We start from the raw sequence: 24,298 nt of genomic DNA, 5'->3' as shown, positions 1-24,298 counted from the left end.
ATAGTCCGGATCAGGCACTGAGCAGGTAGCCCGTGCGTTGGCTTCGCTCTCCCGTCACCCGTCCGAGCGGATCGCCGGCGCGCACGTAGCGCACGTCGCGGCGCATGTAGAACATGCCGGCGCTGCTGCTGTGCAGACGCGTGCGCGTGCCGTCGATCGGATCGACGATCTCGAACATCGCATCGCCCGGCCGCACCAGACTGCCCGGCTGCACCAGGTGCACCAGGATGCCGGCCACCGGCGCGTGGAAGCGCTCGCAGCCGGCCAGCGGCGTGGCCGGATGCGGCAGCGGCGGCGGCGGCTCGACCGGCGCGTCGATCATGCCGATCAGCGACAGGTAGGAGACGATCGCCTCGGCATCCTGATTCGCCAGTTCGTTGCTGACGTCGCGCTGGCCGCGATGCTCGACCGTCACCGACACGGTGCCGCGCGGGATCGGGAAGCGCTCGCCGTAGCGCTGCTGGAGCTGCCACCAGGTCAGGCTGTGGGCCTCGTCGAAGGACTGGCCGCCGGCGTCGATCGCCAGCAGCGAGGCGCGCGCGCCCAGGTAGCGCGCCAGCGGCTCGACGTCCTCCCAGATCGCCTCGCCGGTGTAGACGTACATGTCCGCTTCGCGCGAGCAGTGCAGGTCGAGCACGATGTCGGCGTCGACCGAGAGCTGCATCAGCTTCAGTTGCAGGTCGTCGAGCGTCTGGCGCGGCTTGATCGCGTCGAGCTCGGCGCGCCAGGCCTCGCGGATCACCTGGCGGTTGCGTTCGAGATCGTCGGTCAGGCGAGCCTCGACCGCATCGGCCACGCGCTCGCCCAGCAGCGGGAAGCCGCGGTTGAAATTGCGCCCGCTGCCCAGGTCGAAACGGCCGATCGGCGTGCCGAGCACGAACTGCGCGAGCCCGATCGGGTTCGCCGCGTTCAGCAGCACCACCTCGCAGCGCAGCCGGCCGGCGTCCTCGAGCGCCTGCAGCCGCTCCATCAGGCTGACGGCCACCAGCATCGCCGGCACCTCGTCGGCATGCAGGCCGGCCTGCACATAGACCTTGCGCTTCGCCTCCGACGTCCCGAAACGCCGCACGCAGAGCTGGTGCGCGATGCCGTCGGTATGGGGCAGCAGGGGAAGGATGTCGCGGGATGACATGAAGCGTGGCTCCTCGATTTCGTTGGGCCGTCGATGGACGGTTGATGAAGACCGATGCTAACCACCCGAATTGGCGGCAGGAAGCCGGCTCGGGTCTATCGTGATCGCAAATTTCGATCACGGCCCGGGCCGGCTACATCAGGCCGTCGTCGTCCTTGTCCGACCCCTCTCCATGCGGCGCGCCCCGCCCGGTCACGCCGCGCCGCAGCCGCGCATAGGAGGCCAGCATGCTGGCCAGCGCCTGCGCCACCGCGGTGGGCGGCGAGTTGCTGCGACGCACCAGGCAGATGTCGCGCGTGCTGAAGGTCTCGCGCACGGGAATCCGGATCAGCGCGCCCGAGAACAGCTTGAGATCGGCCAGCACGCCGGGATCGACCGTCAAGTAATCGGTCTCGCTGACGAAGTACAGCGATTCGAGCAGCGTATCGGCGGTCAGCACGATCTTCGGCGCGCCCAGGCCGCGCTCGGTGAAGGCCTTGACCAGCCGGTTCGAGGCGAAGCCGGCGATGCCCTCGCGATGGAAGCCCACCCATTCGCAGTCGACCAATTCGGCCAGCGAGGTGGCGCGGGCCTTGGGATGCCCGGCGCGGGCCAGCACGGCGGCCGAGGAGCGATAGAGCCGGTCGATTTCCAGATCGGCGTCGATCACGTTCGGCGCCAGCGGGCACAGCGCGAAATCGAGGCGGCCGTCGCGAATGCGCTCGGTCAGCATCTTCGAGGCGCCGCTCGACACGTGCACCAGCACGTTCGGGTAGTCGGTCATGAAGCGCTTGATCACCGGCATCAGCAGCTCGGCCAGCGGCTCGGAGGTCACGCCCAGCGCGATGCGCCCGCTCGGCTGGCCCTGCAGCTCGCGCATGTCCTGGTCGATCCGCTCGCAGTCGCGCAGGATCGCGTTGGCGCGCACCAGCAGGCGCTCGCCGAACGGCGTCAGGCTGATGCCGAGGTGCGAGCGCGTCAGGAGCGGCGCGGCCAGCTCCGCCTCCAGGCTCTGGATCGCGTGGGTCAGCGCGCTCTGCGCGATATTGAGCGAACGCGAGGCGGCGCGGAAACTGCCCTGCTCGACCACCACGCAAAACGCCCTCAACTGGCTCAGTGTCATCTGCTTCTCCTGGTTGCTTGCCGTTCGCCACGGCCGCCGTCGTGCCGTTTCCACATCGCCGATCGCCGCCCGAGCCCGTGCCGGCAAGGCGATCGGATCAACAGATCGCGATGCCTGCGATCGGTCTTCCTGACAAAAAAATGCCTGCTTAGCATTCCTCCCGACCCAACAGGTCGGGGGCGGGAGACATCGGGTGTCCCCGCGACACACCACACCCATCGGCAAGGCCGAGGACCAAGGCAATGAAAAAAACGCTTCCTGCAATCGCCGCGCTGCTCGCGCTGTCCGGCGTCGCGCACGCGCAAAGCTCCGTGACGCTGTACGGCTTGATCGACACCGGTTTCGCCTTCAACTCCAACGCCAAGGGCGGCCGCCAGTACTCGGCCTCCTCGGGCAACCTGCAGGGCGACCGCTGGGGCCTGCGCGGCATCGAGGATCTCGGCGGCGGCTACGCCGCGATCTTCCGCCTCGAGGGCGGCTACTCCGTCAACAGCGGCGCGCTCGGCCAGGGCGGCGCCCTGTTCGGCCGCAAGGCCTACGTCGGCCTGCAGACGCCCTACGGCACCGTCACCCTGGGCCGTCAGTACGACGCGCTCGGCGACTACGTCGGCGACTTCGAGGCGGCCAACTTCGAGAAGTTCGTGCCCGGCACCGAGTGGGGCAGCATCTACGGCGCCCACCCAGGCGACATGGACAACCTCGACAACTCCTACCGCATCAACAACACCGTCAAGTACGCCAGCCGCTCCTACAACGGCCTGAAGTTCGGCGGCATGTACAGCCTCGGCGGCCAGGCCGGCGACGTCACGCGCAACCAGGTCTGGGGCCTCGGCGTCGGCTACGACCACGGCCCGTTCGCCGGCGGCATCGCGATCGAGCGCGCCAAGAACCCGAACTTCGGCGTGTTCGGCACCAATCCGAATGCCAACTCGGCCACCGCCGCCAATGCCGCCAACGTCAGCAATCCGGTGTTCAGCGGCTTCGCCTCGGCCGGCGCCTGGCAGGTGATCTCGGCCGGCGCGGCCTACCACCTGGGCAATGCCACCATCGGCGGCGTCTACAGCAATGTCGCGTTCCAGAACCTCGGCGCCACTGCTGGCGCGGGCCTCAATCCGCTGCACCTGAGCGGCACGGCCAAGTTCAACATCGGTGAACTGAGCGTGTCCTACCTGCTCACGCCCTCGCTGCAGCTCGGCACCGCCTACACCTACACCAAGGGCAGCTCGGTGGGCTCGGTGTCCGGCGCGACCTACAACCAGGTCAACCTCGGCGCCGACTACTTCCTGTCGCGCCGCACCGACCTCTACGTGGTCGGCATCTACCAGCACGCCAGCGGCGTCGACTCGACCGGCAAGAAGGCCGTGGCCGCGATCGCCAACCTCTCGAACTCCTCGAGCGACCGCCAGGCCGCCGTGGTGTTCGGCATCCGCCACAAGTTCTGAGCATCGCCAGGCAACACCAAACGGGCGCTCGCCGATGGCGGGTGCCCGTTTTTTCATGGCGGGGCGGGAAGATGGTCGATTGATGACTTCGAGGCGCCTTGCCCGATGAATCCACCTCGCTCCGCCCACTTCACCCTGCCTCACCGCCCTGCTTCACCACCCCGCTTCACCGTCCTGCTTCACATCCTCGCTTCACATCCTTACTTCGCAGCCCGTCGCGCGAGACCTTCCCGCCGGCCTCGCGCGCGGGCTCCGTGCTATCGCAACGCCACCCAGTGCCCATCCTGTCCATCGACCGCGCTGAGCGTGGCCAGCCGCCCCGCGGCCCGATCCGGATCGAAGTAGTCGTCCGCCGAACCGCGTATCGGCGGCACCTCGCGCACCATCACGCGAAAACCCTGCTCGCTGTCGCCATGCAGTTCCGGCACCGCGCTCAGCAAGCGCCGCGTGTAGGGATGGCCGGGACGGTCGAACACGGCGTCGCGCGAGCCCAGTTCGACCACGTGGCCACGCAGCATCACCAGCACGCGCGTGGCGATCTGCTCGACCACGCCGAGATCGTGCGAGATCAGCAGGCAAGCGAAGCCGTAGCGCGCCTGCAACGAGGTAAACAACTCCAGCACCTGCTTCTGCACGGTCACGTCGAGCGCCGACACCGGCTCGTCGGCGATGATCACGGCCGGCCGGCTCACCAGCGCGCGCGCGATCGCCACGCGCTGGCGCTGGCCGCCCGACAGCTCGTGCACGAAGCGCCGCGCGTGTTCGCCCAGGCCCACGTCGGCCAGCACCGAGGCCACGCGCGCGGCTCGCTCGGCCGCGTCGAGCGAGCGATCCAGGCGCAGCCCCTCGGCCACCAGCTCGCCCACGCGCATGCGGGGATCGAGCGCCGAATAGGGATCCTGGAACACGATCTGCACCGCGCGGCGCGCGGCCTGCAGGCGCTTCGCGCCGCCGTCGAGATAGGTCGTGCCGTCGAGCAGCACCTGCCCCTCGGCGGCCTCGACCAAGCCCAGCGCGACCTTGGCCAGGGTGGTCTTGCCGCTGCCCGATTCGCCGACGATCGCCAGCGTCTCGCCCGCATGCAGGCTGAACGAGGTGGGGAACACGGTGCGCTGCTTGCCGTGACGCGTGTTGGCACCGGCGGCCGCTGTGCCAGTCGAACCCGCCGCCGCGCGCCGGAACCAACGCGCGCATTGCGCGACCAGGTCCTGGCGCGGCAGCGCGTAGTCGACCGCCACCTCGCGCATCTCCAGCACCGGGCGCGCGGCGCGATCGATCGCGGCCGGCGGCGCGTCGCCGCGCCGGGGCAACGCATCGAGCAAGGCTCGCGTATAAGGATGCGTCGGTCGCGACAGCACGCGCTCGGCCGAGCCGATCTCGATCTGCCGCCCCGCGCGCATGACCAGCACGCGCTCGGTATAGGCGGCCACCAGCGCCAGGTTGTGGCTGATGAAGATCAGCGCGGTGCCTTCGTCGCGCGTGAGCTCCATCATCACGTCGAGCACGTCCTTCTGCACCACGCAGTCGAGCGCGGTGGTCGGCTCGTCGGCGATCAGCAGCCTGGGCTTGAGCAGCATCGCCGAGGCCAGCACGATGCGCTGGCGCATGCCGCCCGAGAACTCGTGCGGGTAACGCCGCATGCAATCGCGCGGATTGCGCACCCGCACGCGCTCGAGCATGGCCAGCGCGCGCCGCTCGGCTTCTTCGTGCGACAGGCCGCGCCGACGCCGCAGCGCCTCGGTCAGTTGCACGCCGATCCGGAATGCCGGGTTCAGCGACACCATCGGCTCCTGGAACACCATGCCGATGCCCACGCCGCGCGTCTCGCGCCACTGCGCGGCGCTGTGCGAGAGCAGCGGCGCGCCGCCAAAGCTCACCGTGCCGCCCATCACGCGCGCCGCGTCGGGCAGCAGCCCGAGCAGGGTCTTGCCGATCAGGGTCTTGCCGCTGCCCGACTCGCCCACCACCGCCAGCGAGTGCCCGGCGGCGAGATCGAAACTCACGCCGTCCACCACGCGTTTCGGCTCGCCGCCCGGCACGTTGAAACCGAGCGTGAGCGCATCGACGCGCAGCAGCGGCTGGGCCGCCTGTTGATTCGCGCTCATCGCGTCACCCCCTTCATGCGCGGATCCAGCAGGTCCCGCAAGGCGTCGCCGAGCAGGTTGATGCCCAGCAGCGCCAGTGAAATCGACATCCCCGGAAACAGCGCCAGCCAGATCGCGCGATCGATCGCGTCGCGGCTGTCGGCCAGCATGCCGCCCCAGGTCGGGGCCGGCGGCGGCACGCCCAGGCCGAGGAAGCTCAGCGCGCTCTCGGCCAGCAGGGCCGAGCCGAACAGCGAGGTGGCGAACACCAGCAGCGGCGTGACGATATTGGGCAGCACATGGCGGCCGAGCGTCCAGGCCCCGCCGTTGCCCATCGCCTGCGAGGCCAGCACGAAGTCGCGCTCGCGCAGGCTCAGGGTGCCGCCGTGCGCGATGCGCGTGACCGAGGGCGTGTAGGCCAGGCCCAGTGCCAGCACCACCGAGCCCTTCGAGCCGCCCACCACGGTCATGATGCCGAGCGCGAGCAGCAGGCCCGGAAAGGCCATCAACGCATCGGTGAGCACCATCACCACGCGGTCGAGCGCGCCGCCCGCGTAGGCCGAGACGGTGCCCAGCGCGGTGCCCGCCACCAGCGCGAACAGCACCGAGCCGAGGCTGACCGTGAGGCTCACGGCGGCGCCGGCCATGATGCGCGAGAACACGTCGCGGCCGAACTCGTCGGTGCCGAACCAGTGCAGCGCGCTGGGCGCGGCGTAGCGCGTGAGCGGATCGACCGCGCTCGGATCGTAGGGCGTCCAGATCAGGCCGAGCAGCGCGGTGGCCACCAGCCAGCCCACCAGCAGCGCGCCGAGCGCCAGGTTGAAGCGTTTGAACAGGGAGCGTTTCATTCAGATTTTCATCCGGGGATCGAAGAGCGGATGCAGCAGGTCGACGATCAGGTTGACCAGCACGTAGAGCAGCGCAATCACCAGCAGGCAGCCCTGCACCACCGGGTAGTCGCGCGCGTAGATGCTGTCCACCAGCAGGCGCCCCATGCCGGGCAGGGTGAAGACGGTCTCGATCACCGCGCCGCCGGCCAGCAGGTGGCCGAGCACCAGGCCCAGCACGGTCAGCGTCGGGCCGAACGCGTTGGGCAGCGCATGCAGCAGCACGCGCGGCTCCGAGAGGCCCTTGGCGCGCGCGTGGGCGATGTACTCGAGGCGCAGCACCTCGATGCTGCCGGCGCGCATCACGCGCATCAGCACCGCGATCTCGCCGAGCGCGACCGCCAGCACCGGCAGCAGCAGGTAGCGCAGGCTGCCCCAGCCGGCCTCGGCGAAGCTCTGGTAGCCGAAGGTCGGCAGCCATTGCAGCTTCATGCCGAACAACCACATCAGCAGGATGCCGATCCAGAAGCTCGGCAGCGAGACGAACAGGATGCCGGTGAAGACGATCGCCGAATCGGTACGCCGGTTCTGCAGCCAGGCGGCCACCAGGCCGGCGGGAATCGCGATCAGGGCCGCCAGCGCGGTGGCGGCCAGCACGATCTGCGCGGTCACCGGGAAGGTGTCGCGGATCAGCTCGCCCACCGGCTGGTGGCGCACGATCGACATGCCGAGGTCGCCGTGCAGCAGGTGGACGATCCACAGCATGAACTGCTCGGGCAGCGAGCGATCGAGGCCGAACTGGTGGCGCATCTGCGCGAGCAGCGCCGGGTCGTTGATGTCGCCGAGCATCAGCGCGGCCGGATCGCCCGGAATCGCGCGGATCATCGCGAACACCAGCACCGTGACGATCGCCACCGAGGGCACCGCCATCAGGATCCGTTTGAACAGGTAGGACAGCATGCTATTTCTCAGTGCTTGATCACGTTGAACACGCGCGTGCGCCGCATCGGCCAGGAGCCGACGCCCTCCAGGCGGCTGCTGACCTGCAGCAGCTCGGGCGCGAAGTACATCATCAGCATCGGCGCGTCGGCCAGCATCAGCGCGTGCAGCTGGTCGAACACCCGCTGGCGCTGCGACTCGTCGGTCATGCCCTGCAGGCTGCGCCACAGCGCCCGCGCCTTGGGGTTCTCCCATTGCGCCATGGCACGCTTGTCCTTGTCGCCGATCACGTCGCCGTACATCAGCTCGGGATCGATGCGCGCCGAGTAGGCGAAGGACATCAGCTGGAAATGGCCCGAGCGGAAATCGGCGAGCTGCTTGCCCCACTCGACCAGGTCCAGGCGCGTGGCGATGCCGGCCTGGCTCAGCAGCGACTGCATGTAGACCGCCAGGCTGTACATGTGCGGGAAGCGCCGGCTGGTCTCCAGGCTCAGCACCTGGCCGTGGTAGCCGGCCTCGGCCAGCAGGCGGCGCATCTCGGGCAGGTTGCGGCGGTAGCCGGCGGCGTCCTCGGCGCTGAACAGCTCGGTGGCGCCCGGCACCAGCGAGGGGTTGTAGGGCGCGCGCCCATCGGTGACGGCCTTGACGATGCTCGGCAGGTCCAGCGCCAGCGCGATCGCGCGGCGCATGCGCACATCGGCGAGCAGCGGATCGCGGGTCTGCATCAGCAGCATCGCCGGATCGGCGGTGGGCCCCGTCACCAGGCGCCAGCGCGGGTCGCTCGGCAGCACGCCGTTCTCGCCCACCGACATCAAATCGATCTGGCCGGCCACCAGGGCCGATTTCTGCGCGGCCTCGTCGGGGATCACCACGAAGCGCACGTCGCCATGGGCGAGCTTGGCGCCGGCCAGGCCGCTGGGCGGCTCGGCGCGCGGGCGGTAGCCGGCGAACGGGCGCAACAGCACGTACTGGCCGCGCTTCCATTCGGAGAACACGAAGGGGCCGGTGGCGACCGGCTTGAGCCACTCGCCCCGGGCGTCGACGCTGGAGGGACTGAGCACCGCCAGCGGGCAACGCGGGTCGACCATGCGCGTGAGGAACAGCGCGCTCGCGCGGTCCAGCTCGAACACCACCGTCATCGGGTCCGGCGTGCGCAGCGCGAGCACGCGCGGGCCGCGACTGCCGTCGTAGACGTTGCGGCACTCGAAGCCGGAGCTGCGCTTCATCAGGAACTCGAAGCTCCAGCGCACCTCGCGCGAGGTCATCGGCGTGCCGTCGTGAAAACGCACGCCGTGGCGCAGGTGGAAGGTGTAGGTCTTGCCGTCGGGCGAGATCTCCCAGCTATCGGCCAGCATCGGGCCGACGCTCAGGTCCGCGCGCAGCGCCACCAGCGACTCCACCACATTGGCGAGGATGTTGTCGGTGGCGGTGTTGCGGGCGATGTTGCCCGGCATCGAGGTGGGCGTGTCGGAACCTTCGGCGACGCGAATCTCGGGTTGCGAGGCAGGTTGCGAGGCAGGTTGTGATGCGGGTTGTAAAGCAGGCTGTAAAGCCGAGGACGCAGCGGATGAGGCACCGGCGGCCGCGGCCGTCGCGGCGCGCGCCGTGGCCGGCAGCCAGGCTGCCGCGGCGGCCATGACCAGCGCCAGCGACAGCGCGGCGGCCCGCTTGGCGCCTCGCCAGGCGCCCGGGCGCGCCGGGGATGCCGGGAACGAAGGCTTGCGCCCGGGTGGCTCGGCGCAGGCAGGGTGGGATTGCATCCGGTCTCCAGATCGGTGTCGGCGTGATTGTGTGTCGGCCGGATCAGGCTCCGGCCGCTTGTCGCTCGATGAAGCCACCGCAGCGTGATGACGATCCTAGGCACCGCCCCTTTTTGGCGGAAGCCTCGCCAAATTATCGCGATCTATTTTTTCGATCACCGTACGTTAGCATCGGCAGCCGGTGCTGGGGAGGGGCCTGGATAGGCCGCGGGAAATCGGGCCAGGTGAAGCGCGAAACACGTGCCGCTGCGCGGCCCGCGGCGGCGCCGGTCGGGGCACGAGGATTCGTCTGGAGAAATGAGAGGAAAGGACAGTCGCGCCGGGCCGGCCGTCCCATGACGCGGCCGGGATTCGCCGGCCAGCCGGTTCGATGTCTTGCGGCAGGCAAGCCGGCGCCGCGAGCGCGGCTCCGCCCTGCCCTGGCCAGCGCTCAGCGGGTCGCGCCCACCGTCAGCAGCGCGTGATAGGCCGCGTCGTTGCCCTGCGCCTGCGCGAGCCGCAGCGCCGTGGTGCCGCGCGCGTCGGCGTGATCGGGGTTCGCGCCGCGCTTGACCAGTTCCGGCAGCAGGTCGAGCCGGCCGAACAGCGCCGCGAACGAGAGCGCGGTCTCGCCCGAGTTGTTGACCTGGTCGATCGGGCAATCGGTCCGCATCAGGCGCCGCGCGCTGTCCAGCTCGCCCTTGAAGAGCGCGCCCATCAGCGCGGTGTTGCCGTTGCGGTCGCCCAGGCAGGCGTTCGCGCCATGCTCGAGCAGGAATTCCATCGCCTTGGGCTGGGCGTCGTAGGTGCTCAGGATCAGCGCCGTGTAACCCTGGCGGGTGGTCGAATCGATCGGGTAGCCGGCCTGCAGCAGCGCTTCGAGGATGTCGGTGCGTCCGAGGCGGGCCGCGGCGAACCAGTCGTCGTCGTAATGGTGGAGATCCTGCACCGCGACGCCGGGTTCCGGCTTGTGCAGCTCGGGTGCCGCGCAGGCACCGAGCGCGAGCAGCAGCGCGGGGACGAGGGCCTTGAGGAACGAGGATGGGCTGCAGCGCGATGGCATGTCATAGGGCTCCGTCGAAGTGCCGGGAATGCGGATTCGGGAAACGGGCGACCCGGGCCGCAGGCGGCGCGTGATGCCGCGCCCCCTGCTCCCGGCCCGGGCAGCGCGCCGTCGGCTGGCGACGGCGCGCGCCGCTTACATGTCGCTCAGCGTGGCCGCCTTGGCCTGCACGCGCGACAGGTCCGCGTGGGTGGCCGAGGCCAGGCGCTTGCCGTAGTCGGCGTCGGCCTTGTAGAAGTACGACAGCATGGTGATCTTGTTGTCGTCGTTGCTGACACGACTCAGGTCGCCCGAGAGCGCCGTCACCAGGTCCGCCTTGCCCTGCGAGGACAGCGAGCGGTAGTACTCGCCGGCCTGGCGGAAGTTCAGCGTCTTCTTGATCGCGGCCTGCTGGGTGGTGCCCGACAGCGGCGTCTGCACGTACTTGTACTTCGGATCCTGCGGGATCTCGCCGAGCGTCGAGGGCTCGTAGTTCACCTCGCCCTTGCGGTCGCCCGCGTTCATCAGCCCGTCCTGGTTGTTGTTGACCACCGGCACGCGCGGACGATTGATCGGCAGCGAGTTGAAGTTCGGCCCCAGGCGGTACATCTGCGTATCGGCGTAGGAGAACATCCGGCCCTGCAGCATGCGGTCTTCCGAAGGCTCGATGCCCGGCACCATGCGCGAGGGCGCGAAGGCCGATTCCTCGGTGCTCTCGAAGTAGTTGTCCGGCACGCGGTTCAGCGTCATGGTGCCGATCTTGCGCTCCGGCACGTCGGCCCAGACCTTGGTGTCGTCGAGCGCGTTGTAGTCGAACTTGTCGAGATCCGCCGGCTTGAGCACCTGGATGTAGAGGTCCCACTTCGGATCGTCGCCGCGCTTGAGCGCGCCGTACAGATCGTTGCTCATCAGGTTCCAGTCCTTGCCGATCGAGGCCGGGATGTCCTGCGGACGGATGCCCTGCATGCCCTGCGCGCTCTTCCAGTGGAACTTCACGTAGTGCACCTCGCCCTGCGCGTTGACCAGCTTGAAGGCGTGCACGCCGAAGCCGTCCATGTTGCGGTACGAGTTGGGCATGCCCTCGTCCGAATACAGGCGCGTGAGCATCGCGGTGGCTTCCGGCGTATGCGCGAAGAAGTCGAAGGCGAGGTTCGGATCCTGCACGCCCGTCACCGCGCTGGGCTTGTTGGCATGGACGAAGTCGGGGAACTTGATCGCGTCGCGGATGAAGAAGATCGGCAGGTTGATGCCCACCAGGTCCCAGTTGCCTTCGCTGGTGTAGAACTTGGTGGCGAAGCCGCGCGGGTCACGCGCCTGCTCGGGCGAGCCGCGATAGCCCATCACCGTCGAGAAGCGCACGAACACCGGCGTATGCTCGCCCGGCGTGAACACCTTGGCGACCGACAGGTCCGAGATGTCCGCGTCGGCCACGAATTCGCCGAAGGCGCCGGTACCGCGCGCATGCACCACGCGCTCGGGGATGCGCTCACGATCGAAGCGTTGCAGCTTCTCGATGAGGTGCGAGTCCTGCAGCACGACCGGGCCGCTCGGGCCTGCCGTCTGCGAGTTCTGATTGTCGCCGACCGGCGAGCCGTTATCGCGCGTGAGGTTTGCCGCGAACGCCATCGACGACATCATCAGGCCGACGGCGGTAGGGATTGCCCATCGCGACAGGGTTTTCTGTTTGTTCATTTCGTCTCCGTGAGGAAGTGACACCACTGGGGATACCGGTTATCGAGACGAGTGAATGCTATTGAGACAGGCCGCGCGATTCCAATTGGTATTGGTAATGGCGCAAATAGGCAGCCTCAATCATATGAACTATCGAAGACCATCGAAGACAGCGAAAATCGGCTGAAAACGCCCATCCATCAAGGATGTGAAGACGTTTACGAAAGCTTTGAATTGATCAGCATTCCGACATTTTTCTTCTTTTCGTTACTGACTTTTCGCAATTTCTGGACGCATCGTCCAATTGACAACTACTGCGACGCAGCATTTTTTCGATGATATTTCATGTCCATGATTTACCGGACATCGAGGAATTTCGGTAATATCGCGCGCGTTTTCAGTCAGTACCGGACTCGAACCTGTCTTAACCAACAGCAGGACAGACCAGTCCACTCGATGCGCGCGCAACGACTCCGCAGCGCCCCGGATAAAGCAGCATGCGCCACGCTTGTTTTCCGTCCAATAAAAAACGACATCGCCGGCATGAAGCCGTGACGATGTCGTTCGTTTTGGTGAAGAGCGCTGCGCGGCGGCGGCTCAGGCCACCACCTGGCTCTTGTGCTCGAGGGCGATATCGCGGAAGTTCCGGAACAGCTCGATACCCGCCTCGGTGCAGATCGATTCGGGATGGAACTGCACGCCATGCAGCGGCCGCGTGCGATGGCGGATACCGTGGATCACGCCGTCCTCGCCCCAGGCGCACAGCTCGAAGGGCTCGCGTACCGCCTTCACCACCAGCGAGTGGTAGCGCACGATCGACAGTTCCTCCGGCAGCCCCGTGAACACGCCGCGCCCGTCGTGACGGATCACGTTGACGCGGCCATGCATCGGCACCGGCGCATGCACCACCTCCATGCCGTACAGGTGCGCCATGCATTGGTGGCCGAGACAGACGCCGAGCAGCGGCAGTTCGGTATCGCGGATCACGTCGGCGCTGATGCCCACGTCGGCCGGCACCGCCGGCGTACCGGGGCCCGGCGAGACGATGATGCAGTCGTAGCGCGAGAAGTCGATCTCGTCGAGCGAGGCGGTGTTCTTCACCACGGTCGGCTCGACCCCGCAGACCTGCCCCATCTGCTGGAAGATGTTGTACGTGAAGGAATCGAAGTTATCGATGATCAGGGCTTGGCACATCGGCGCACGGTCCTTGCATGGATGAGGGAGGACACGGCCGCGCGGATCAGCACCGCTCCGGGTGGGAGCGGGCCGCCGCGTCCGGCCGCTCAGGCGAGCGAGGCGCGCTTCTCGCCGAGGTAGCTGGCGAAGCGCGCCACGCCGGCCTCGATCTCGGCCGCGCCGGCATTGCTGAAGGCGAGCCGCACTTCGCGGCGTCGCGAGGCGTCGAGCGAGAAGAAGGTCATCGGCATCACGATCACGCCGTGATCGCGCGCGCATTCCACGGTCTCGCGCTCGCCGAACTCGAAGGGCAGCGTGACGCCGAGGAAGAAGCCGCCGTCGGGGCGATTCCAGCGGATCTCGCCATCGGTGCCGAAGGCGCGTTCGAGTGCGCCCAGCAGCGCGTCGCGATTGTCGTGGTAGAAGCGGCGCGGCGCATCGACCAGTCGCCGCAGGCTATGGCCCTCGCGCAGCAGCACGCCACCCACCAGGGCCTGGGTCACCTGGCTGGTGTTGACGGTCACGAAGCTCTTGCGCTCCGAGACTTCCGCGCGCAGGCGCTCGGCGGCCTGCTCGCTGCCGAACAGGCGCCTGGGCAACACCGCCGCGCCGACCCGCACGGCCGGGCACAGCGTCTTCGAATAGGTGGCCAGGTAGATCACGCAGCCGGCCGGATCGAGCGCCATCATCGGCCGGGTCGACTCGCCGTCGTAGCGGAACATGCCGTAGGGATTGTCCTCGAGCACCACGATGCGATGCTCCAGGCAGCCGGCGATGATCGAGCGCCGCTCGGCCTCGTCGAGCACGGTGCCGGTCGGATTGTCGAACTCGGGCGTCAGGTAGAAGCCGCGCGCGGTCTTGCCGGCGCGGCGCAGCGCGGCGGCGGTGCGGGCCAGCGCCTGCTCCCAGTTCTCGCCGGCCTCGCATTCGACGGGCAGGATCTCGATGCCGGCGAAATCGGCCACGCCGGTGATGCCGATATAGGTGGGATTGCGCGCCAGCATCACATCGCCGCTGGCGCGGCACAGCGCGGGCACCAGCAGCGCCAGCGCCTCCTGGCAGCCGGCCGTCACCACCACCTGCGAGGCATCGCAGTCGACGCCTTCGTCCAGGCGCAGTTGCTCGGCGATCAGGGCATTGATGATGCCGGCCGTACGGCCGTACTGGGCGAGCCGCCGGCCCGCCAGCGCGAGGTCCTGGCCGGCCGCGCGGGCCGCGTGGGCCTGGTAGTCGGGCACCGCCTCCAGCCAGCCTTCCAGCGAGAAGAACTGCTCGGCCGGGCGGCCCGAGGCGAAGGAGATCGCCTGCGGATACTCGTTGGCGGCCTCGTTGAGGAAATTCATCACCGAGAGCCGCGAGGCTCCGGCGCTTGCTTGAGTCGACAAGGCCCTCTCTCCCATCCTGTGCATGTCCCGAGGCGCGACGGCTGGCCGGTCGGGCCCGCCAGGCGATGGCTTCGGGATATCTCTCAGTGCCATATCGACGGCATCGAGCCGCCGTCATTTCGTTCTGTGCATCGCGTGCCGCTTCCTTGCGAAAGCAGCGGCGCGCAATCTGGCGGCTACGATAGCACCGTCGGCGATCGATAAATTATTTGCTGATTTTTCTTGATAAATTCGCGTGCTGTTGCACGAAGCGATCCAATCCGGCTTGCGGCGAGACCATCGGTATCGTGCACGGCGGGAAACGCGACAAACCACCGGACCAGCGTTTACACTCGTGCGCTTTCGCGCCGGGCGCCCCGCCCCGCCTCACCGGACCTTCCGAACCGCGCCGATGCCGCCACCGATCAACGTCGAAGACTTCCGCAAGCTCGCCCGACGCCGGCTGCCGCGCCGCGTGTTCGACTACCTGGACGGCGGCGCCGAGGACGAACGCGGCCTGCGCCGCAATCGCGACGCCTTCGCGCGCCTGGCCTTCGTGCCGCGCCGCCTGGTGGACGTGGCCTCGCGCGAGCTGTCCACCACCCTGCTCGGCCAGCGGCTCGCCGTGCCCTTCGTGCTGGCGCCGACCGGCCTGAACGGCCTGATCTGGCCGCAAGGCGATATCGCGCTGGCACGCGCGGCGCAGCGCGCCGGCATTCCGTTCGCGATGTCCACCGCTTCGAACGTCTCGCTGGAGCGCCTGGCCGGCGAAGCGGGCGGCGAGCTGTGGTTCCAGCTCTACGTGATGCATCGCGAGCTGGCCGACAGCCTCGCCGAGCGCGCCGCGCGCGCCGGTTATCGCACCCTGGTGGTGACCGTGGACGTGCCGCTCAACGGCAAGCGCGAGCGCGACCTGCGCAACGGCTTCGCGCTGCCGCTGCGGCCCAGCCCGGGCCTGCTGCTCGACACGCTGCGCCATCCGCGCTGGAGCGCCGCGCTGCTGCGCGCGGGCGGCGTGCCGACGCTGGCCAACGTGGGCGCCGACGACCATGCCAGCGTCGAGGTGAAGGCCGCGCTGCTGCGCCGCCAGATGGACGCGAGCTTCAACTGGCACGACCTGCGGCGGCTGCGCGATCGCTGGCCGCATCGGCTGCTGGTGAAGGGCATCCTCGGCACCGACGACGCCCTGGCCTGCCTGGAGCTCGGCGTCGACGGCGTGATCCTGTCGAACCACGGCGCGCGCCAGCTCGACGACGCGGTGGCGCCGATCGACATGATCGCGGCCGCGCGCCATGCTTGCGAGCGACGCGGCGCGCTGCTGCTCGACAGCGGCATCCGGCGCGGCTCCGATATCGCCAAGGCGCTCGCGCTCGGCGCCGATGCGGTGATGCTGGGGCGCGCGGTGCTCTATGGCCTGGCGGCGGCCGGCGAGGCCGGCGTGACGCGCGTGATCGAGATCCTCGGCGACGAGCTCGATCGCACGCTGGCGATGCTGGGCTGCCGCGGCGTGGTCGATTTGTCGGCCGCGCATGTCGAGCCGTCCGCCGCGCCCGGCGAAGGCTGGTGAAATCGTCGCCGCTGGTTCAGGCGCGGGAATGCAGCGCGCTGGGGCGCGCCTCGCCGCGCCGATGCGGGAGTGCGTTCGTATCGTCCTCGCCGCCCTCGCCCCTTGCCTCGCGACGCGCATCCGGCGCATCGCCCGAGAAGTAATAACCGGCACGCCGGACCGTGTGGATGAAGCGCCGGCCATCTGGGTCGCGCAGCTTGGCGCGCAACTGCTTGACGTGCACCTCGATCAGGTTGGTGCCCGGATCGAAATGATGCTGCCAGACCGCCTCGAGGATCATTCGCCGCGTCATCACGCGATCGGCATTCAACATCAGGAATTCGAGCAGGCGGAACTCGGTCGGGCGCAGTTCCACCAGGGTGGCATCCACCAGGGCGATGCGGCGAATCCGGTCCAGCACGATGCCGCCCGCCTGCAGGCGCGCCGCCGCCGCGTCGTCGGCTGGTGCCGGCGGCCTCGCCTGCCGTCGCAGCAGCGCAAGCACGCGCGCCCCCAGCTCTTCCAGGTCCAGCGGGAACGGCTGGTAGTCGTCGGCACCCGCTTTCAGCATGCGCACGCAGCGCTCGATGCTGCCCTGGGCATCGATCGCCAGCATCGGCACGCTCAGGCCCGTCGCGCGCATCGCCGCCACCAGCGCGGGGCCGTCGATCTCGGGCAGGTCGTAGGCGACGATCACCAGCGCATAGGCGCCGCTGGTCACGCGATACAGCGCGTCGCGCGCCGAGGCCGTGTCGTCGGCCGACAAGCCCTGCCGCTGCAGCGATTGCGCGATATCTCGCAATGCCTGCCGATCCGCTTCGATCACGAGGATGCGGCTCATGATCGACCTCGCCGGCGGGTCGCGATCCATGCCGGGCGGCCGGGGCGCATGGCGCCGGCGCCCGGGTTCGATGCGGCACGCATCGCTCAGCTACCGAAATACACGTTGCAGAAGCTGGCCGGGCCCACGCAGTTCGGGTCCGAGGCGGCCGAGTTCTGGCCGTTCGCAGCCTGGGCGCGCTGCGCCTGGCCTGCCTGCTGTTGCGCGACCTTCGCCTCGGCGGCCTGCAGCTTGGCCGGGTAGTCGACGCTCTCGCCCGCCGCCGGATCGTAGCCGGCCTGTTCGAGTTGCGCGAGTTCTGCCACCACCTGCGCGCGCGTGATCGGCGCGGTGCCCTGGGCGAACGACAACGCCGGGATGGTAAGGGCGCAAAGGGCGATGGCGAGGGTACTCAGCTTCTTCATGATGATGCTCCTGGTTCGGATAAATGGTTCGAAATCCTCATCAATCGATGGATTCCGGTTCGCTCGACGGGCTAGCTTGCTGCTTCGTTGCGTGCCTGTCATAAGGGCTAACAGCATTTCGCGACGAATATTCCCGTCTCGTCCCGAATCTTTTTTCAGGCGAGGCGAATGCGTGCCGTCATTCACCAGATCGGGCGGCGCGGCGATTCCGTTACATCGCGACCGAGATATCGCGGCGCGATCCAACGATGCGAGCGGGCGGAGAAAAAACGAAAGGGAGGAAAAGACAGGAAACGCACGAGCGGCAGCGCCCGCGCGACGGCCTCAGGCCGGTTTGCGGCGGGCCTTCGCCGCCTGGCGCGCCGTGGCGGAGGCGCTTGACGGCGCCGCCAGATCGCCGGCCGCGCCCGGCGGCACCAGCGCCATCATCGCCTGCGCGCCCGGCGACAGCGAACGCCCCTTGAGCCAGACCATGTGCAGGGCCCGCTCGATACGCGGCGCGTCGACCTCCACCAGTTGCAAGTCGCCGCGCGCGAGTTCGTCGCTCACGCTCAGCCGCGAGAGATAAGCCAGGGATTGTTGTGCCTGCAACAATCGCTTGATCGCCTCGGTATCGCTGACCGACATCAGCGGCGTGATCGACAGCCCCAGCCGCGCATAGGCTTCCTCGACGATCGCGCGGGTGCCGGAGCCGGGCTCGCGCAGGATCACGGCGTGTTCGGCGAGATCGGCCGGCGCGAGGCACCGCCCGGCCAGCGGATGGCCGGCGGCGGCCACCACGGCGATCTCGTCGGCGCCGATCGGGCGCGCATCGAGCACGGCCGTATCGAACGGGCCCTCGACGAAACCGAGCGTGAAGCTCAGATCGCGCAGGCCGGCCTCGACGCCTTCGGTATTGGTGACCGTCAAGTCGATCGTGATGCGCGGGTGCCGTGCGCTGAAGCGCGCGATCAGGGCCGGCACCAGATAGACGCCCAGCGTGTTGCTCGCGCCGATCCGCAGATGCCCGGCGCCAAGGCCGGCCAGCTCGCGCAGTTCGCTCTCGGCCGTGTCGGCCAGCGCGAAGATCCGCGACGCGTGGTCGAACAGCAGCCGCCCCGCCTCGGTCAGCGCCACGCCGCGCGGCAGGCGATCGAACAGCACCAGGCCGAGCCGCGCCTCGAGTTCGCGGATCTCGCGCGTGACGGCGGGCTGGCTGACGTGCAGGCGCTCCGCGCCGGCGCTGATGCTGCCGGCGCGCGCGACTTCGTGGAAGGCCAGTAAATGCGTGAAGTTCATGAGTGGACAGACCTCGTGGCCCGGTCGGCGGGCATGACGATGCCGCCGGCAACGGGCTTCATGACAGGCAAACACCGCGCGCGGGCACTTATTCCCGGCCCGGCGGCAATCTTTCGATCGAGACTTCGGAAGCTGGCGCAAAGCATATCAAAAAAGCATGCTTAAGATCATTAATATGTATTTTTCTTATCCCGCCACGAACCCTAGACTGCCCTCATCTCCTCCCGATCCGATCGGAGCCCATGATGAAAACCTCCCAAGCCGCCCTCGCCCGCCGCGCCGCCCAGCGGCCCGCCTGGCTCGAGAATATCCGCCAGTTCACGCCCAACTGGTTCGCCGTGACGATGGGCACGGGCGTGGTCTACCTGGTGCTGAACGCGCTGCCGGGCGCCTCGCCGCTCAAGACGCTGGCCGCCGCCTGGCTGTGGCGCCTCGACATCCTGCTCTACGCGCTGTTCGCCGCGATGTTCGTCGCTCGCCTGGTGCTGTTCAGCGACACCATCCGGCCGATGCTGCACCATCCGCTGCAATCGCTGTTTCTCGGCACGCTGCCGATGGGACTGGCGCCGATCGTCAATGGCCTGGTGCTGTTCGGCGGCGCGCAGCAGGGCAACACGGCCGGGCAGCTCGCGCTGGTCCTGTGGAGCTTCGACGCGGCGCTGTCGGTGCTGGTCGCGATCGGCGTGCCCTACCTGGTGTTCACGGTGCAGGAACACAGCCTCGAGAAGCTGACCGCGGCCCTGCTGCTGCCGATCGTGGCGCCCGAGGTGGCCGCCGCCAGCGCCGCCCTGCTGGCGCCGCACCTGAACCCCGCCGCCGCGCAGGTGGTGATCGGCCTCGGCTACGTGCTGTGGGCGATCTCGGTGCCGCTGGCCTTCTCGATCCTGACCATCGTGCTGTTCCGCCTGGTGATCCACAAGCTGCCGCATCGCGAACTCGGCGTGACCAGCTGGCTCACGCTCGGCCCCATCGGCACCGGCGCGCTCGGCCTGCTCACGCTCGGCCATGCCGCCAGCCAGGCCTTCGCCGGCACGGCGCTGCAAAGCGTGGCCGTCGCCGCCCGCGACTTCGGCGTGCTCGGCGCGCTGCTGCTCTGGGGTGCCGGGCTCTGGTGGCTGGCCTGTGCCCTGCTGTTCATGTGGCGCTATCGCCGCGAGGGGCTGCCCTTCAATCTCGGCTGGTGGGGCTTCACGTTTCCGATCGGCGTCTACACATTGGCGACCTTCAACCTCGCCCACGTGACCGGTTTCGGCATCTTCACCGGCCTCGGCCTGGGCTTCGCCAGCCTGCTCGGCATGCTGTGGATCGTGGTGCTGGCCCGCACGCTGCGCGGCCTGATGTTCGAGCGGATGTTCCGCGCGCCGTGCCTGGCGACCAGCCGCGCCTGAAACACGCGTCGCTCCGCCAAATGGAAGGGGGCCGCGATCCACCGGGATCGCGGCCCCCTTCGGTATTCCAGCCCGCGCTTCGCGCCGGCCTGAAGCGCTTCAAGACACCTCGGGGCACCTCGGGGCCGGTCAGGGCACGAATCGCAGGCTGTGCTTCGCCTCCCCGGGCAGGAACGGCGTGGGCTCGCCCTTCACCCAGGCTTCGTGGCCGGCCAGGAAGAAGGGGCTCAGCGGATGGCCGCTCTGCCCGCCCGGCATGTTGAAGATGCCGGCCTCCTCGTGCCCCGGCGACACCACCATGCGCTCCGACTGCCCGAAGTTCGGGCCCGCCACGCGCGGCATGCCGGAATCGCCCGGCACCTGCTCGGCCGGCGCCGCCAGCCAGCGGCCCAGCAGCGGCACGCTGGAGGCGAACGGATGCGCGATGCGCAGCGTGTTGTGGCGGCCCCAGGTGGCCTGGTCGAGCTTCGCGCCGTCGCGCGTGAGCTCGGCGATCACCTGGTCGATCGCCTTCAGTTGCAGCTCGCGCCAGCTCCCGGCGCCGGCCGGTAGCCAGCCCGCCGGCTGCGCATCGAGCAGGCGCGCCATGGTGATCGACCAGCGCGAGTTCACATGCTCGTAGTCGGCATCGGGATCGAGCTGGTGGATCTGCGTGTCGAGCCCGCCGAACACGTCGCCGGACAGGCGATACAGGAAGCCGCGCGCGAGCCGGTAGCCGACCGAATCGACGCTGGCGCGCCCGGTCCAGCTTTCGGTCAGCAGGCGCTTGAATTCGGCGCGCTGCGGATGGCCGGCCACGGCCGCGTCGTCGAGCAGGCGCAGCGCGCGCTCGCGCCACGGCGTGATGAACAGCGCGCGATCGTCGAGATCGACCTGGTAGGCGGCGGGCTCGCTGGTCTGTCCGAGCGCCGTCAGGTCATCGCGCAGTTGCGAAGCGCGCGAGCCGTGGTCGGCCCCGCCGTCGCCGATCAATTGATAAGCATCGCTGGCCAGTTGCCGGTTGTTGGCGGTCCACAGCTGGCCGCCCGAGGGATCGACCACGCGCGGCACCGCCTCGGGCGGCAGCACGCCCCGCCAGCCGGGGCCGGCGCCCACGCCGCGCCGATCCGGCAGCGGCCCGGCGATGGTCCAGCCGATGCGGCCCGAGCGATCGCCGATCATGATGTTCTCGGCCGGAATCCCCGAAGTGTTGGCGATCCGCATCGCGCTGTCGAGGTCGCCGGCCTCGCCCATGCGCGCCAGCGTCAGGTTCACCGCCTCGGGCGCTTGCGCGACCCAGTGCACCGCGTAGGGCCGGCCGTCGATCTCCCTGACCGGGCCCACGGACGTTTCGAGCACCGTCATGGTCTGCGCGGCGCCGCCGTGCACGCCGATCGTCTCGGTATAGGCCCGGGCGCGCTCGCTCACGCCGTTCACGCGGAACGCCAGCGGGTCGCTGCCCTCGTGTTCGAGCGGCACCAGGTTCAGGCCGTTGATGTAGCCGTCGGTGAAGCCCCAGGCCACCTCGCCGTTGCTGCCGACCACCACGCCGGGCAGCCCGGCCAGCGTCACGCCCACCACGCGGCGCGTGTGCGTGCCGTCCTGCGTGACCAGCGCGGCGCGATACCAGGTGTTCGGCAAGGCGATGCCCAGGTGCATGTCGTCGCCGACGATGGCCGCGCCGTTGGCGCTGCGCTTGCCGGCGATCACCCAGCTATTGCTGCCGATCGAGGAACGGAAATCGAGCGCGGCGCGCTTCTGCAGGCCGTCCGAGCCGCCGCGGAAGCCTTCGGGCGCGTTCTCGGGCAGCGGCGCGAGCGGCGCGTCGATGCCGGTCGCGTCGAGCGGCGCGTCGTGCCTCGACGATTCGGGCAGCAGGAAGGCCTGCTGCTCGGCCGTTGCATGCGTGCGCAACCACAGCCTGCCGACCTCGCGCGCCGGCAGGTTGCCCTGCAGTTCGAAGTACATCGCGTAGATCGCCAGCAGCGAATCCTCCGGCTGCCAGCGCTCGGGGCGCGCGCCCAGCAGCGCGTATTCGAAGGGCCGCGCGCCGAGCGCGGCCAGCCCGTCGTTGACGCCCTGCGTATAACGATCGAGCGCCTTGTGTTCGTCGGGCGAGAGCCGTGCCACGGCCTCGCGGGCCCGCGCGCGGAAGCGGTACAGGCGATGTTCGCGATCCAGGCCGAGCGCCGCGCTGCCCACCAGGGCCGACAGTTCGCCCGCGCCGCTGCGGCGCAGGTAGTCCATCTGGAAGAAGCGGTCCTGCGCATGCAGGTAACCGAGCCCGTAGGCCAGGTCGTAGCGGTCGCGCCCGCTCAGGGTGGGCACCCCGGCGGCATCGCGGGTCACCGTCAGCGGCGCGCCGAGCCCGGCGGCACGCAGTTCGCCGTCGAGTTGCGGCAGGCTCGCGCGCAGGAACAGCGTCGCGCCGATGGCGACCGCCACCACGGCCAGCACCAGCAGGCCTGCCAGGATCTTGAGCCACCTCGACAGGCGGCGCTTGCGGGAAGTCATGGATACGGGATTCCGAAACGGGACACGGAAACACCGCCGGCCGCCCTCTCGCGGCGGCTGGCGGCAAGGCTCATCTCATTGCTTGGAGATCAGGAAGTTGCCGAGCGCGAGGTAGTCGATATCGGTCTTCATGAAGGTGTTGATCGCATCCTGCGGGGTACAGACGATCGGCTCCGAATCGTTGAACGAGGTATTGAGCAGTAGCGGCACGCCCGTCAGCGCGTAGAACTCGGAGATCAGCCGATGATAGCGCGGATTGTCCTCGGCATAGACGGCCTGGGCCCGCACCGTGCGATCGAAATGGACCACCGCCGGGATCCGGTCGGCCTTGTCGGCGCGCGCCACCGAGGTGGTCAGCATGTACTTGCCGGCCACCGCCGCGGTGCTGCCCTCGAACCAGGCCTCGGCTTCCTCGCCGAGGATGCTCGGACAGAAAGGTCGGTACAGCTCACGGTGCTTGACCTTGACGTTCATCACCTCGCGGATGTCGGCATTGCGCGGATCGGCCAGCAGGCTGCGGCCGCCCAGCGCGCGAGGGCCCCATTCCATCGCCCCGTTGAACCAGCCGATCACGGCGCCCTTGGCGATCAGCTGGGCCACCTCCTTCTCGATCTCGACCTTGTGATAGGCCAGCGTGGTGCGCTTGAGCACGGCCTCGATCTCGTCGTCGGAATACGACGGCCCCAGGTAGGAATGCGTGAACACGTAGTTGCGCGGCTGGCCCAGCACCTCGTTCCAGATCAGGAAGCAGGCGCCCAGCGCGGTGCCGGCATCGTTCGAGGCGGGCTGGATGAACACGTCGTCGAACAGCTTCTCGCGCACGATCACGCCGTTGGCCGCGCAGTTCAGCGCGACGCCGCCGGCCATGCAGAGGTTGCGATAGGTCTGGCGGTCGAACTTGCGCAGGATGTGGATCAGCACCTGCTCGGTCAGCAGTTGCAGGCCGGCGGCGACATCCACGTAGGCCTGCCAGTTGTCGGTATTGAAATCGACCGGCTCGTGGCGGCGCGGCAGCCCGAACAGTGCCTCGAGCGTGGAGAAGTCGGGCGACTCGTGGCGCAGCACCGACAGGTCCACCGTCATGTCCGCCTTGTCCGGCACGATGCGCGAGAACAGCTCGATGGTCTTGCCGGCGTCGCCGTAGGCGGCCAGGCCCATCACCTTGGAGGCGTCGTACTGGCTGAAGCCGAGGTACTTCGAGAGCTTCTCCCAGACGAAGCCCAGCGAGTTCGGGAAGTTGAAGTCATGCACCTTGCTGAGCTTGAGCCCGTCGCCGTGATAGAGCGAGGTGCTGGCCCATTCGCCGATGCCGTCGATCACCAGCACCGCCGCCTTCTCGAAGGGCGAGACGTGGAAGGCGCTGGCCGCGTGGCAGTCGTGGTGCGGCAGGAAGTGGAACTCGCCCTGGAAGCCGGCTTCCTCGATCAACTGGCGGCGCGAGGACAGCACGCCGTCGGCGAAGCTCAGGCCGCCCTCGAGCGTCTGGTAGCTCTGCTTGTCGAGCGGCCAGTCGTGCGTGCCGCCGCTCGCGGCGCGCCACGAGGCCACCCCTTCCTGCAGGATCTCGGGGCTGAAGGAGTAGCCGATATGGGCCACCTGGTCGAGCTCGATGCCGGCCGCGTCCAGGCACTTGCGGATCGACTTCCAGGGCAGCTGGCCGGTGGTTTCCGGCGTCGACAGCTTGCCGTGCTTGATGCGGTTCAGGCGTTCTTCCTCGATCGCCATCACCACCTGCCCGTCCTTGATCAGGCAGGCGGCGGATTCGTGGTAAGCGGCGTTGATCCCGAGTACGTACATGATGTGTTGTCCTCTTCAGTCCAGTTGTGATTC

19 protein-coding genes are annotated in these 24,298 nt (G+C 68.7%); 4 read left to right on the top strand and 15 right to left on the bottom strand.

From position 1 onward, the window contains the following. Positions 1-10: 10 nt before the first annotated feature. Both BM43_RS31115 and BM43_RS31110 read right to left on the bottom strand, forming a co-directional pair. Positions 11-1,132 (bottom strand): succinylglutamate desuccinylase/aspartoacylase family protein, encoded by a 1,122-nt coding sequence (locus BM43_RS31115; protein WP_036051888.1) that lies wholly within the window; start codon positions 1,130-1,132, stop codon positions 11-13. 133 nt (positions 1,133-1,265) lie between these two features. Beyond that, on the bottom strand, positions 1,266-2,234 hold the full coding sequence (locus tag BM43_RS31110; RefSeq protein ID WP_063769165.1) for a LysR substrate-binding domain-containing protein: 969 nt from the start codon (positions 2,232-2,234) through the stop codon (positions 1,266-1,268). A gap of 242 nt (positions 2,235-2,476) precedes the next feature. Here BM43_RS31110 and BM43_RS31105 point away from each other — a divergent pair, with 242 nt between their 5' ends. Further along, on the top strand, positions 2,477-3,676 hold the full coding sequence (locus BM43_RS31105) for a porin (protein WP_036051889.1): 1,200 nt from the start codon (positions 2,477-2,479) through the stop codon (positions 3,674-3,676). A gap of 257 nt (positions 3,677-3,933) precedes the next feature. Here BM43_RS31105 and BM43_RS31100 read toward each other — a convergent pair whose 3' ends face one another. From BM43_RS31100 to BM43_RS31075, 6 genes are all read right to left on the bottom strand, one after another. Further along, entirely contained in the window at positions 3,934-5,781 is a 1,848-nt protein-coding gene (locus BM43_RS31100; protein WP_036051890.1) for a dipeptide ABC transporter ATP-binding protein, read from the bottom strand. After that, positions 5,778-6,608, bottom strand: coding sequence for an ABC transporter permease (locus BM43_RS31095; RefSeq protein ID WP_036051891.1), 831 nt, complete (start codon positions 6,606-6,608; stop codon positions 5,778-5,780). The genes BM43_RS31100 and BM43_RS31095 overlap by 4 nt, the downstream gene beginning before the upstream one ends. Further along, a complete protein-coding gene (locus BM43_RS31090; protein ID WP_036051892.1) occupies positions 6,609-7,547 on the bottom strand; it encodes an ABC transporter permease in 939 nt (312 codons plus the stop codon). 8 nt (positions 7,548-7,555) lie between these two features. Beyond that, positions 7,556-9,286: an ABC transporter substrate-binding protein gene (locus tag BM43_RS31085; RefSeq protein WP_230676284.1), complete on the bottom strand. Its 1,731-nt coding sequence runs from the start codon at positions 9,284-9,286 to the stop codon at positions 7,556-7,558. Positions 9,287-9,716: 430 nt separating this feature from the next. Next, positions 9,717-10,328, bottom strand: a complete 612-nt coding sequence (locus tag BM43_RS31080; protein ID WP_036051893.1) for an ankyrin repeat domain-containing protein — start codon at positions 10,326-10,328, stop codon at positions 9,717-9,719. A gap of 135 nt (positions 10,329-10,463) precedes the next feature. Then, on the bottom strand, positions 10,464-11,942 hold the full coding sequence (locus tag BM43_RS31075; RefSeq protein WP_172535090.1) for a catalase: 1,479 nt from the start codon (positions 11,940-11,942) through the stop codon (positions 10,464-10,466). Between the two features lie 108 nt (positions 11,943-12,050). Between BM43_RS31075 and BM43_RS40920 the strand changes: the two genes are divergently transcribed. Further along, positions 12,051-12,317, top strand: coding sequence for a hypothetical protein (locus BM43_RS40920; protein ID WP_144417707.1), 267 nt, complete (start codon positions 12,051-12,053; stop codon positions 12,315-12,317). Between the two features lie 258 nt (positions 12,318-12,575). Here the strand turns inward: BM43_RS40920 and BM43_RS31070 are convergent, their stop codons facing one another. Both BM43_RS31070 and BM43_RS31065 read right to left on the bottom strand, forming a co-directional pair. Beyond that, positions 12,576-13,172: an anthranilate synthase component II gene (locus tag BM43_RS31070; protein ID WP_013697645.1), complete on the bottom strand. Its 597-nt coding sequence runs from the start codon at positions 13,170-13,172 to the stop codon at positions 12,576-12,578. Positions 13,173-13,261: 89 nt separating this feature from the next. Continuing rightward, positions 13,262-14,539 (bottom strand): aminotransferase-like domain-containing protein, encoded by a 1,278-nt coding sequence (locus BM43_RS31065; RefSeq protein WP_036051895.1) that lies wholly within the window; start codon positions 14,537-14,539, stop codon positions 13,262-13,264. A gap of 391 nt (positions 14,540-14,930) precedes the next feature. Here BM43_RS31065 and BM43_RS31060 point away from each other — a divergent pair, with 391 nt between their 5' ends. Continuing rightward, entirely contained in the window at positions 14,931-16,085 is a 1,155-nt protein-coding gene (locus BM43_RS31060; RefSeq protein WP_036051896.1) for an alpha-hydroxy-acid oxidizing protein, read from the top strand. A gap of 16 nt (positions 16,086-16,101) precedes the next feature. Here BM43_RS31060 and BM43_RS31055 read toward each other — a convergent pair whose 3' ends face one another. From BM43_RS31055 to BM43_RS31045, 3 genes are all read right to left on the bottom strand, one after another. Then, complete coding sequence (locus BM43_RS31055) at positions 16,102-16,905, bottom strand: response regulator transcription factor (protein WP_052409280.1); 804 nt, start codon at positions 16,903-16,905, stop codon at positions 16,102-16,104. A gap of 86 nt (positions 16,906-16,991) precedes the next feature. Then, entirely contained in the window at positions 16,992-17,309 is a 318-nt protein-coding gene (locus tag BM43_RS31050; protein WP_013697641.1) for a DUF4148 domain-containing protein, read from the bottom strand. Between the two features lie 324 nt (positions 17,310-17,633). Further along, positions 17,634-18,587 carry a LysR family transcriptional regulator gene (locus BM43_RS31045; RefSeq protein WP_036051897.1) on the bottom strand — a complete coding sequence of 318 codons (954 nt, stop codon included), beginning with the start codon at positions 18,585-18,587 and terminating at the stop codon, positions 17,634-17,636. 242 nt (positions 18,588-18,829) lie between these two features. On the opposite strand from BM43_RS31045, the gene BM43_RS31040 reads away from it, so the two are divergent. Beyond that, on the top strand, positions 18,830-19,975 hold the full coding sequence (locus tag BM43_RS31040) for a TDT family transporter (protein ID WP_036051898.1): 1,146 nt from the start codon (positions 18,830-18,832) through the stop codon (positions 19,973-19,975). Between the two features lie 129 nt (positions 19,976-20,104). On the opposite strand, the gene BM43_RS31035 is transcribed toward BM43_RS31040, so the two are convergent. Together BM43_RS31035 and BM43_RS31030 are read right to left on the bottom strand one after the other, a co-directional pair. Next, positions 20,105-22,468, bottom strand: a complete 2,364-nt coding sequence (locus BM43_RS31035; protein ID WP_036051899.1) for a penicillin acylase family protein — start codon at positions 22,466-22,468, stop codon at positions 20,105-20,107. A gap of 75 nt (positions 22,469-22,543) precedes the next feature. Then, entirely contained in the window at positions 22,544-24,265 is a 1,722-nt protein-coding gene (locus tag BM43_RS31030) for a carbamoyltransferase family protein (protein WP_036051900.1), read from the bottom strand. Between the last annotated feature and the right edge of the window lie 33 nt (positions 24,266-24,298).

It is taken from the genome of Burkholderia gladioli, from assembly GCF_000959725.1.
Lineage (GTDB): Bacteria > Pseudomonadota > Gammaproteobacteria > Burkholderiales > Burkholderiaceae > Burkholderia > Burkholderia gladioli.
This window is presented reverse-complemented; position numbering and strand designations above follow the sequence as displayed.

Coding starts and splice junctions, on each gene's coding strand:
- BM43_RS31115 (WP_036051888.1), bottom strand. CDS start 1,132: ATGTCATCCCGCGACATCCTTCCCCTGCTGCCCCATACCGACGGCATC.
- BM43_RS31110 (WP_063769165.1), bottom strand. CDS start 2,234: ATGACACTGAGCCAGTTGAGGGCGTTTTGCGTGGTGGTCGAGCAGGGC.
- BM43_RS31105 (WP_036051889.1), top strand. CDS start 2,477: ATGAAAAAAACGCTTCCTGCAATCGCCGCGCTGCTCGCGCTGTCCGGC.
- BM43_RS31100 (WP_036051890.1), bottom strand. CDS start 5,781: ATGAGCGCGAATCAACAGGCGGCCCAGCCGCTGCTGCGCGTCGATGCG.
- BM43_RS31095 (WP_036051891.1), bottom strand. CDS start 6,608: ATGAAACGCTCCCTGTTCAAACGCTTCAACCTGGCGCTCGGCGCGCTG.
- BM43_RS31090 (WP_036051892.1), bottom strand. CDS start 7,547: ATGCTGTCCTACCTGTTCAAACGGATCCTGATGGCGGTGCCCTCGGTG.
- BM43_RS31085 (WP_230676284.1), bottom strand. CDS start 9,286: ATGCAATCCCACCCTGCCTGCGCCGAGCCACCCGGGCGCAAGCCTTCG.
- BM43_RS31080 (WP_036051893.1), bottom strand. CDS start 10,328: ATGCCATCGCGCTGCAGCCCATCCTCGTTCCTCAAGGCCCTCGTCCCC.
- BM43_RS31075 (WP_172535090.1), bottom strand. CDS start 11,942: ATGTCGTCGATGGCGTTCGCGGCAAACCTCACGCGCGATAACGGCTCG.
- BM43_RS31070 (WP_013697645.1), bottom strand. CDS start 13,172: ATGTGCCAAGCCCTGATCATCGATAACTTCGATTCCTTCACGTACAAC.
- BM43_RS31060 (WP_036051896.1), top strand. CDS start 14,931: ATGCCGCCACCGATCAACGTCGAAGACTTCCGCAAGCTCGCCCGACGC.
- BM43_RS31055 (WP_052409280.1), bottom strand. CDS start 16,905: ATGAGCCGCATCCTCGTGATCGAAGCGGATCGGCAGGCATTGCGAGAT.
- BM43_RS31050 (WP_013697641.1), bottom strand. CDS start 17,309: ATGAAGAAGCTGAGTACCCTCGCCATCGCCCTTTGCGCCCTTACCATC.
- BM43_RS31045 (WP_036051897.1), bottom strand. CDS start 18,587: ATGAACTTCACGCATTTACTGGCCTTCCACGAAGTCGCGCGCGCCGGC.
- BM43_RS31040 (WP_036051898.1), top strand. CDS start 18,830: ATGATGAAAACCTCCCAAGCCGCCCTCGCCCGCCGCGCCGCCCAGCGG.
- BM43_RS31035 (WP_036051899.1), bottom strand. CDS start 22,468: ATGACTTCCCGCAAGCGCCGCCTGTCGAGGTGGCTCAAGATCCTGGCA.
- BM43_RS31030 (WP_036051900.1), bottom strand. CDS start 24,265: ATGTACGTACTCGGGATCAACGCCGCTTACCACGAATCCGCCGCCTGC.